Origin of the sequence: Hominisplanchenecus faecis, from assembly GCF_020687205.1 — a bacterium.
Lineage (GTDB): Bacteria > Bacillota > Clostridia > Lachnospirales > Lachnospiraceae > Hominisplanchenecus > Hominisplanchenecus faecis.
This window is the reverse complement of the sequence record NZ_JAJEQE010000042.1, coordinates 17788-28622: the sequence shown is the minus strand read 5'-3', so window position 1 is coordinate 28622 and position 10835 is coordinate 17788. Positions and strand designations below refer to the sequence as shown.

5 protein-coding genes and 1 pseudogene are annotated in these 10835 nt (G+C 45.7%); 1 reads left to right on the top strand and 5 read right to left on the bottom strand.

Annotated elements, in window-relative coordinates; translation table 11 throughout:
* Positions 1 to 69 precede the first annotated feature (69 nt).
* Positions 70 to 189 (bottom strand): annotated as a pseudogene (locus LKD42_RS11205) (VanD-type vancomycin resistance DNA-binding response regulator VanR); the annotation flags it as partial.
* Between the two features lie 324 nt (positions 190 to 513).
* Here LKD42_RS11205 and LKD42_RS15120 point away from each other — a divergent pair.
* Entirely contained in the window at positions 514 to 1956 is a 1443-nt protein-coding gene (locus tag LKD42_RS15120; RefSeq protein WP_408610705.1) for a VanZ family protein, read from the top strand.
* A gap of 174 nt (positions 1957 to 2130) precedes the next feature.
* On the opposite strand, the gene LKD42_RS11195 is transcribed toward LKD42_RS15120, so the two are convergent.
* The 4 genes from LKD42_RS11195 to rpoB all read right to left on the bottom strand — a co-directional run bounded on the left by LKD42_RS11195 (position 2131) and on the right by rpoB (position 10642).
* Positions 2131 to 2562: a BlaI/MecI/CopY family transcriptional regulator gene (locus LKD42_RS11195; protein ID WP_147632108.1), complete on the bottom strand. Its 432-nt coding sequence runs from the start codon at positions 2560 to 2562 to the stop codon at positions 2131 to 2133.
* A 188-nt stretch (positions 2563 to 2750) separates the two neighbouring features.
* Positions 2751 to 2945 (bottom strand): hypothetical protein, encoded by a 195-nt coding sequence (locus LKD42_RS11190; protein ID WP_248835724.1) that lies wholly within the window; start codon positions 2943 to 2945, stop codon positions 2751 to 2753.
* Between the two features lie 81 nt (positions 2946 to 3026).
* Positions 3027 to 6770, bottom strand: a complete 3744-nt coding sequence (gene rpoC / locus LKD42_RS11185) for a DNA-directed RNA polymerase subunit beta' (RefSeq protein WP_173897756.1) — start codon at positions 6768 to 6770, stop codon at positions 3027 to 3029.
* Between the two features lie 26 nt (positions 6771 to 6796).
* Positions 6797 to 10642, bottom strand: a complete 3846-nt coding sequence (rpoB, locus tag LKD42_RS11180; protein ID WP_173865915.1) for a DNA-directed RNA polymerase subunit beta — start codon at positions 10640 to 10642, stop codon at positions 6797 to 6799.
* Between the last annotated feature and the right edge of the window lie 193 nt (positions 10643 to 10835).

Sequence of the window (10835 nt, the reverse complement as noted above, 5' to 3'; positions counted from 1 at the left end):
ATACTATAATTTCTGATTTTTGGCTACCTTAACCCACCGTCTAAAGCCAGTGGGATTGCGGTAGCCTTATTTCAAAACGTCCTGTCCGTTATAAAACTTATACACCGTGTACCCATCATTTTTCAGAAAAATCTCCAGCAAATCTGCCATCGACTCTTCATCATCCACGATCAAAATTTTTTCACTCATATATTTCATCTCCATTTCCATTACAAAAGTTACATTCCACAACTTCCGTTTGCTTTCACTGCTTCTATTTTACCGTATTGTACATGAAAAATCCATAGTTACTGTTCACCCGACAATAAACGCTCCGCTGTTTTACTGACCGTGAAAGTGAAAACCTGGCTGGCTTTGCTGGACTTTTTCTTTTAAAAGTGATATTATATCGCGTAAGCAATTAGCTTACCGGCATGCTCTTTATGCTGGCATTTTCGCTATTTATAATTATGGAGGTGAATCGCTATGTTGAGGACAATATTGAAACCACTTTCTTTCGTACCTGCCCTCATTATGATGTATATTATCTTCTCCTTCTCCGCTCAGGACGGAGATATGTCCGGTCAGCTCAGCTACCAGGCAAGTGTGAAGATCATCGAAACAGCCGACTATGTTTTTAACGCCAATCTCAGTTACGATCAAATCGATGAGTGGGCAAATAAAATCGATTTTATCACTCGCAAACTGGCACATATGACCGAATATTTCGCTCTTGCTATCGCAGTATCCTTTCCATTATATGTATATGGACTGCACGGCATCCTTCTGATGTTTCTGGCGGGGCTGATCTGCGTCGGGTTCGCCTGCGGAGATGAATTCCACCAATCGTTTATCGCCGGACGAAGTCCTTCGGCAAGGGATGTCTGTATCGACAGTGTCGGCGTGTTTTTTGGGATCATCGTCGTCCGCATCATCGGCTGGACCGGACGGAAGACGGTCTTTAAAGAAAAAGTCAAAGTAAAACAGAAAAAGCCAAAGAAAAAGCTCTTTGGCGGTAAGTCAAAAACAACTTACTATGATAAATACGGCAATTACCAGCCACCACAGCCGGATGACCGCTATTACCAGAATCCAGGATCTGGATATGGTTATGACAACCGTGGGCAGGATTATGGTTATGATAGTCGCTATGACAGCCGCAGCGGGCGTAATTATTACGAACAGCCGGGCGGCAATCCGAATTATGGTTACGATAACCGCGGCGGCCGCGATTATTATGGTCAGCCGGAAGGTAACCCAAATTACGGCTATGACAACCGCGGCGTTAATCCGAATTATGGTTATGACGGTCGCAGCAGCAATCCGAATTATGGCTATGATAATCGCAGCGGTAATCCGAATTATGGTTATGATAACCGCAGCGGCAATCCGAATTATGATTATGATAACCGCAGCGGCAATCCGAATTATGATTATGATAATCATGGACATCGTGATTATTATGAACAGAGCGGCAAAAATCCGGAAAACGGTTACGGATACGACAACTGCGAGCAGAATTACTGCGAATCACAGACTCCTGACCGCAGTAACCGCGATTACTATGAGCAGCCCGTCAGAGAATCGCAGTCACAGCAGAGTACCAGAACCTGGTCAAGGGAAGAAGTAGAAGCCGGACTTCATCCGGAGCATACATCACGTACTTCCGACAAAAAGGCTACTAATCCAAACGATCCTTTCTGGTCTCCAGAACAGGAAATCGACTTCAATGCCAAACCGGAATATGCCGAGCGAAATTATCAGGAAACAAATGATCCATATGATCATGACTGGGGATTTGACCGTTCCGAAAATGTTTCCCGACAGCCATCTTATTCACCAGAAAAAGAACAGGCTCCATATGAGAATCCGGAAAGTACCGTTCCAAACGAACCTGCGGAAGATCCAAGACAGACTCCTCCGGTACAGCACCGAAGAAAAAAGAAACATGAAAAAGACTGGTTCTTTGATCTGTAAAGGTTTGTTGCTCGCCACTTGCAGAAGTGGGAGTCCTCTCGACTGAGATAAAATCGAAAATTGAGTTTCGATTAAAACTAAACGAAAAAATGCAAGTACTTTCGTCATCCGACAAAAATACTTGCATTTTTTGTTTTATCATTTTTCGTTTTTTGTTTATTATTCTGTTCCCTGTTACTCTGTTTTTTCGCTGCTTTCTTCCTGCTTCTGTCTCTCTTCTTCCTTCTCCTGCTGTTCTTTCACAAATTGCTGTAATTCCTGTTTGTGCTCTTCACTGAGACCATGATCGCCCTCAAGAGAACGTAAAAACACCAGCAGAGAACCATCATAGGCAAGATTCAGGTATTCCTGAACACCTTTTGCTATAAATTCTTTTCTTGACATGTTCACAGAATAATAGCGACGTTTACCTCTTTTGGTAGAAGACAGGATTTTCTTATTCTTCAGACGTATCACAAAACTATATGCCGTCTGCTGTTTCCATACATATCCTTTTGTCTCCATGTACTCCATGATTTCATTCAGATGAATCTCCTCCTGATCTGCATGTGCCCACATGTAGTCCATAATGTGCTGTTCCGCTTCTGATAAACTGTAAAAAGCCATACTTTATCCTCCTAATCGCTTGTAATATAATACAATGTTATATTACATATCTTATCAAAAAATCGCCAGATGGTCAAATCAAAAATTCGAGAAATTTTGTTCCGTTTTGTGATCATTTACAGAAAATAATGCATGAAACAGAAGAGGAAATAAATCTTGTTGCCCGCCGCCTACAGTTGAGAATCATCTCACCTCTGATATAGTATGATTGCAAACACCGCTGTCAATGCTTCTACCACCGGAAATGCCAGCCATACGCCGTTTGCTCCCAGTATTTTTCCAAACAGAAATGCTGCCGGAATAATGACAATGACATATCGCAGCAACGCAATACAAAAAGATGGTGTACCCTTTTTCTCAACATGGCAACAAAAAAACGCCACATAACTACCTTTCGATAGCTATGTGGCGAAAAAAGAACTTTCTTAAAAAATCCACACCCTGTACGGGTTTTGTTATTCTCTTTATTCTTCGGTAGAATCCGAATCTTCCGCTGTCAAATCGACTTCATCGAAATCGTCTGCAACATTCTCATCTGCATTCTCTGCTGCGGCAGTTTCTGCATCTGCTGCTGTTTCTTTCGAAGTGATCTCTGTCTGCTCTTCCGACATTTCTGTTTCATCCAGCATCAGATCGTCATCTTCCATTTCATATTCATCCTCACCGGTATCCAGTTTTACGTTGCGGTAACGTTTCATACCGGTTCCGGCCGGGATCAGTTTACCGATGATAACGTTCTCTTTCAGACCGATCAGCGGATCGACTTTACCTTTGATAGCTGCTTCTGTCAGAACTTTTGTAGTTTCCTGGAAGGATGCTGCTGACAGGAAGGAGTTGGTTGCCAGGGATGCTTTTGTAATACCAAGCATTACCTGTTTTCCTTCTGCAGGCTCTTTGCCCTGAGCGATCATCTCTTCATTGATATCCTCGAAATCAAGGATGTCTACCATGGTTCCCGGCAGAAGTTCCGTGTCTCCGTTATCCTCTATACGGATCTTCTTCATCATCTGACGAACGATTACTTCGATATGTTTATCGTTGATCTCTACACCCTGCAGACGGTATACACGCTGTACTTCACGCAGCATGTAATCCTGAACAGCGTTTACGCCCTTGATTCGCAGAATGTCATGCGGATTTACACTACCTTCTGTCAGTTCATCACCAGCATCCAGATAAACTCCATCCTGTACTTTGATACGTGATCCGTAAGGAATCAGATAAGTCTTGGACTCACCTGTCTCACTGTTTGTCACAATGATCTCACGTTTTTTCTTGGTATCTTTGAGGGTTGCCACACCGGAAATCTCAGTGATGATAGCAAGTCCCTTAGGCTTACGTGCCTCGAAAAGCTCCTCGACACGAGGAAGACCCTGTGTGATATCGCCGCCGGCAACACCACCGTTATGGAAGGTACGCATGGTCAGCTGTGTACCCGGCTCACCGATAGACTGTGCTGCGATGATACCTACGGATTCACCAACCTGTACCGGCTCACCGGTTGCCATGTTGGAACCGTAACATTTCGCACAAACACCAACATGTGATTTACAGTTCAGGATCGTACGGATCTTGATCTGTTCAAATGGTTTGCCGTTTGCGTCCACACCTTCACTCATGATACGTGCTGCACGTTTCGGAGTGATCATATGGTTTGCTTTTACAAGGATTTCGCCGTCTTTATTCTTAATGGTCTCGCAGGAGAATCTTCCTGTGATACGCTCCTGCAGGCTTTCGATCTCTTCCTTGCCGTCTGTAAATGCTTTTACATACATACCCGGAATTTCTTTGCCTTCGCAGCAGTCCATCTCACGGATGATCAGATCCTGTGATACATCAACCAGTCGTCTTGTCAGGTAACCGGAATCGGCTGTACGAAGAGCGGTATCGGACATACCTTTTCGAGCTCCATGTGCAGACATGAAATATTCCAGTACGTCAAGACCTTCACGGAAGTTTGACTTGATAGGCAACTCGATCGTATGACCGGTTGTATCTGCCATCAGTCCTCGCATACCTGCCAGCTGTTTGATCTGTTTATCAGAACCACGGGCACCGGAGTCAGCCATCATGAAGATGTTGTTGTACTTATCCAGTCCGTCCAGCAGCTTTCTGGTCAGAACATCATCGGTTTCTTTCCAGGTCTCTACAACTTCTTTGTAACGTTCTTCTTCTGTGATCAGACCACGTTTGTAGTTCTTTGTGATGTGGTCTACAGTCTCCTGAGCCTGCTTGATCAGTTCCGGTTTTTCAGGCGGAACGGTCATATCGGAAATGGATACGGTCATAGCTGCTCTTGTGGAGAATTTATATCCTGTTGCTTTGATATCATCCAGCACTTCTGCTGTCTTGGTAGCTCCGTGTGTATTGATAACTTTTTCCAGGATCTGTTTCAGCTGTTTCTTTCCTACATGGAAATCTACTTCCAGCTTCATTTCGTTTTCCGGAATGCTTCTGTTTACAAAGCCCAGATCCTGAGGCAGGATCTCGTTGAACAGGAAACGTCCCAGTGTGGACTCTACCGTACCGGTCTTTGTTGTACCGTCCGGCATGGTCTTTGTCATACGCACTTTGATTCTGGTCTGCAGAGTCAGTGCTTTGTTTTCATAAGCAAGGATTGCTTCGTTCACGCTCTTGAAGTACTTGCCTTCTCCGATCGAACCCGGTCTTTCCTGTGTCAGGTAGTAAATACCAAGGACCATATCCTGTGAAGGAACGGCTACAGGACCGCCGTCGGACGGTTTCAGCAGGTTGTTCGGTGAGAGAAGCAGGAAACGGCACTCTGCCTGAGCCTCTACGGACAGCGGCAGATGTACAGCCATCTGGTCTCCGTCGAAGTCGGCGTTGAATGCGGTACAAACCAGCGGATGCAGTTTGATCGCTTTACCTTCTACCAGGATCGGCTCAAATGCCTGAATACCCAGACGATGCAGTGTAGGAGCACGGTTCAGCATAACCGGATGCTCTTTGATTACTTCTTCCAGAACGTCCCATACTTCCGGCTGAAGTCTCTCTACCATTTTCTTTGCGTTTTTAATATTATGTGATGTTCCGTTTGCTACCAGCTCTTTCATAACGAAAGGTTTAAACAGCTCGATTGCCATTTCTTTCGGCAGACCGCACTGATAAATTTTCAGTTCCGGTCCTACGACGATAACAGAACGTCCGGAATAGTCAACTCGTTTTCCGAGCAGGTTCTGACGGAAACGTCCGGATTTACCTTTCAGCATATCGGACAGAGATTTCAGAGCACGGTTACCAGGTCCGGTTACCGGTCTTCCTCTTCGACCGTTATCGATCAGGGCATCTACTGCTTCCTGAAGCATACGTTTTTCGTTTCTGACGATAATATCCGGTGCTCCAAGCTCCAGCAGTCTCTTCAGACGGTTGTTACGGTTGATGATTCTTCTGTACAGGTCGTTCAGGTCAGAAGTTGCAAATCTTCCTCCGTCCAACTGTACCATAGGACGCAGATCCGGCGGAATAACCGGGATAACAGTCATGATCATCCACTCCGGACGGTTGCCGGACTCACGGAATGCTTCTACAACTTCCAGTCTCTTGATGATTCTTGCACGTTTCTGTCCGGTAGCTTCTTTTAAGCCTCTTTTCAGCTCTTCGGATTCTTTTTCCATGTCGATGGCTTCCAGAAGCTCTTTGACAGCTTCTGCACCCATGCCGACACGGAATGTCATACCGTATTTTTCTCTGGCTTCCTGGAACTCTCTCTCAGTCAGTACCTGTTTGTACTGCAGTTCGCTGGTTCCTTTATCCAGAACGATGTAGTTGGCAAAATACAGTACTTTTTCCAGTACTCTCGGTGACAGATCCAGCATCAGTCCCATTCTGGAAGGGATACCCTTAAAGTACCAGATATGAGATACCGGAGCTGCCAGCTCGATATGTCCCATACGCTCACGGCGTACACTTGATTTTGTTACTTCAACTCCGCATCGGTCACAGATAACACCTTTGTAGCGGATTTTTTTATATTTACCACAGTGACATTCCCAGTCTTTGCTTGGTCCGAAGATTCTTTCGCAGAACAGACCATCTTTTTCCGGTTTCAGCGTACGGTAGTTGATGGTTTCCGGTTTCAGGACTTCACCATGTGACCATTCTCTGATCTTATCAGGAGATGCTAAACCGATTTTAATGGCATCAAACGTAATTGGCTGATACGTTTCATTATTTGTTGTTTCTGGCATGTATGGTTTCTCCTTTCACTTCCGGCTTACTCTTCCTCGAAAACTTCATCCGGGCTGAAGATTGCTTCATCCGGTGCGGACTCTTCCTGTACATCAACCAGCTCGTCGCCTTCAAACTCCTGTTTGGTATAGCCGTACTCGCCGAAAGAGGACTCCTCTTTTCTGTTGTAATCTTTGTTGTCGCCCTCGATGACAGAACGTAAGTCTGTGTCTCCATAGTCAACAGTTTCCATAAGTTCTACTTCTGTCTGGTCCTCCTTGAGCACTTTGACATCCAGACCAAGAGACTGAAGCTCTTTGATCAGAACTTTGAAGGACTCCGGAATACCAGGTTCAGGGATGTTTTCACCCTTGATGATCGCTTCATAAGTCTTAACACGTCCGACAACATCATCCGATTTAACAGTCAGGATCTCCTGCAGCGTATAAGAAGCACCATATGCTTCCAGAGCCCAAACCTCCATCTCTCCGAAACGCTGTCCGCCGAACTGAGCTTTACCACCCAGAGGCTGCTGTGTTACCAGGGAGTACGGGCCTGTGGAACGTGCATGGATCTTATCGTCTACCAGGTGATGCAGTTTCAGATAATGCATGTGTCCGATGGTTACCGGGCTGTCGAAATATTCTCCGGTACGTCCGTCACGCAGTCTTACTTTACCGTCTCTTGACAGCGGTACGCCTTTCCAGAGTGCTCTGTGGTCACGGTTGTCATACAGATACTGCAGAACTTCCGGCAGAAGCTCTTCGCCATGTTTCTTTTCGAATTCTTCCCACTCCAGATTGACATAATCGTTTGCCAGATCCAGTGTGTCCATAATGTCTACCTCGTTTGCACCGTCAAATACTGGTGTTGAGATATTGAATCCAAGTGCTTTTGCAGCTAGGCTCAGATGGATCTCCAGGACCTGACCGATGTTCATACGAGACGGCACACCCAGCGGATTCAGTACGATATCCAGCGGACGGCCATTTGGCAGGAACGGCATATCTTCAACAGGAAGGACACGGGAAACCACACCCTTGTTACCATGACGACCAGCCATCTTGTCACCTACAGAGATCTTTCTCTTCTGTGCAATGTAAATTCTTACGGACTGATTTACACCCGGTGCCAGCTCGTCACCATTTTCTCTTGTAAAGACTTTTGCATCTACGACAATACCATATTCACCATGCGGTACTTTCAGGGAAGTATCACGTACTTCACGTGCTTTTTCTCCGAAGATTGCACGCAGCAGACGCTCTTCTGCTGTCAGCTCTGTCTCGCCCTTCGGTGTTACTTTTCCGACCAGAATATCACCGGCACGCACTTCTGCACCGACACGGATGATACCACGCTCATCCAGATCTTTCAGTGCTTCATCACCGACACCAGGAACGTCACGTGTGATCTCTTCCGGTCCCAGTTTGGTATCACGTGCTTCTGCTTCGTATTCCTCGATATGGACAGATGTGTATACATCGTTCATAACCAGTCTCTCACTCAGCAGAACGGCATCCTCGTAGTTGTAACCTTCCCAGGTCATGAATCCGATCAGAGGGTTCTTACCAAGAGCGATTTCGCCGTTGGATGTGGAAGGACCGTCTGCGATAACCTGTCCGGCAGCAACTCTGTCGCCCTTGAAAACGATCGGACGCTGATTGTAGCAGTTACTCTGGTTGCTTCGTGAAAACTTGGTCAGACGATACTCATCTCTTGTACCATCATCGTTGCGAACCACGATACGTTTGGATTCAGAAGACTCGATCGTACCATTTTTCTTTGCAACCACACATACACCGGAGTCAACCGCTGTCTTTTCTTCCATACCGGTTCCTACTACAGGAGCTTCGGTTGTCAGAAGCGGTACAGCCTGACGCTGCATGTTAGATCCCATCAGAGCTCGGTTTGCGTCGTCGTTCTGCAGGAACGGAATCAGTGCAGTAGCAACGGAAAATACCATCTTAGGAGACACGTCCATGTAATCAAACATGTGTCTTTCGTATGCCTGTGTCTCTTCACGGTAACGACCGGAAACGTTCTTGCTGATGAAGTGTCCTTCTTCGTCCAGAGCCTCATTCGCCTGTGCTACATGGTAATTATCCTCTTCGTCCGCAGTCATATATACTACTTCATCTGTGACACGCGGGTTCTTAGGATCTGTTTTATCGATTTTACGATATGGTGCTTCGATGAAACCATATTCGTTGATCTTTGCATAAGATGCCAGTGAGTTGATCAGACCGATGTTCGGTCCTTCAGGCGTCTCGATAGGACACATTCTTCCGTAGTGGGAATAGTGTACATCTCGAACCTCGAATCCGGCTCTGTCTCGCGACAGACCGCCAGGACCCAGGGCGGATAAACGTCTCTTGTGTGTCAGCTCACCCAGTGGGTTGTTCTGATCCATGAACTGGGACAGCTGGGAAGATCCGAAGAATTCTTTCACGGCTGCTGTCACCGGTTTGATGTTGATCAGAGACTGTGGAGAAATGCCTTCCAGATCCTGTGTTGTCATTCTTTCACGAACGACTCTCTCCAGTCTGGAAAGACCGATACGGTACTGGTTCTGCAGCAGTTCTCCGACTGCACGGATACGACGGTTGCCCAGGTGGTCGATATCGTCATCATGGCCGATGCCGTACTCCAGATGCATGTTATAGTTAATAGAAGCAAAAATATCTTCTTTTGTGATATGCTTCGGAATCAGCTCATGGATATTTTTGTGGATCGCATCCTTAATATCTTCTTCGCTGGCGTTTTCTTCCAGTATTTTTTGCAGTACCGGATAATATACTAATTCTGTAACACCTGCAGATTCCGGATCAAAGTCAACCCATTCGCCAAGGTCTACCATCATATTGGAGAGAACCTTTACGTTACGCTGCTCTGTCTGGATCCATACAAACGGAACGCCTGCATTCTGGATCTTGTTTGCAAGTGCTTTATCTACTTCTGTACCAGCCTCAGCCAGGATCTCACCGGTAGACTCGTCTACAACATCCTCAGCCAGAACCTGTCCGCAGATGCGGTTGCGAAGCAGCAGTTTTTTGTTGAACTTATAACGTCCGACTTTTGCAAGGTCATATCTTCTCGGATCGAAGAACATGCTTGTGATCAGGCTCTCTGCACTGTCAACTGCCAGCGGTTCGCCCGGACGGATCTTTTTGTACAGCTCGAGCAGACCTTCCTGATAGCTCTCGGAAGTATCTTTTGTCAGGCTGGCAAGGATTTTCGGTTCTTCACCGAACAGATCGATGATCTCCGCATTGGTTCCGTAGCCAAGTGCACGGATCAGAACGGTGATCGGCACCTTTCTGGTTCTGTCTACACGAACATAGAAAATGTCATTGGAGTCTGTCTCGTATTCCAGCCATGCACCACGGTTCGGAATAACGGTAGAAGAATACAGTTTTTTACCCAGTTTATCATGTGCGATTGCATAATAGATGCCAGGAGAACGTACCAGCTGGCTGACGATTACTCGCTCTGCACCGTTGATCACGAAGGTACCGGTTGCTGTCATCAATGGCAGATCTCCCATAAAGATCTCATGCTCATTGATTTCATCGTTCTCTTTATTATGAAGTCTTACTTTTACTTTCAAAGGTGCAGCATATGTTGCGTCACGTTCTTTACATTCTTCGATTGAATATTTTACGTCATCTTCGCACAGCGTGAAATCCACAAATTCCAGGCTCAGCTTGCCGCTGTAGTCTGTAATTGGCGAGATATCATCAAAAACCTCTTTGAGTCCAGATTCCAGGAACCATTTATAAGAGTCCACCTGTATTTCGATCAGGTTAGGCATCTCAAGAACCTCTTTCTGTCTGGAATAACTCATACGGAAGCTTTTGCCGCTTTTAATTGGACGTATTCTGTTTTTCTCCATTGACATTTCACCCCTGTTCTTTCTATCTAAAAAATTCAAGTCACTTTTGGCACTTTTGGGCATAGTTATACCAAAAAGCATACACTTTCACAATAGTGCACTTTCCATATTACCACGCCTGTTTGTCAATGTCAAGTACCTTTTTTATTGACGCAAAAACCGGCCAGGATTACTCCTGACCGGTGCAAGTTCT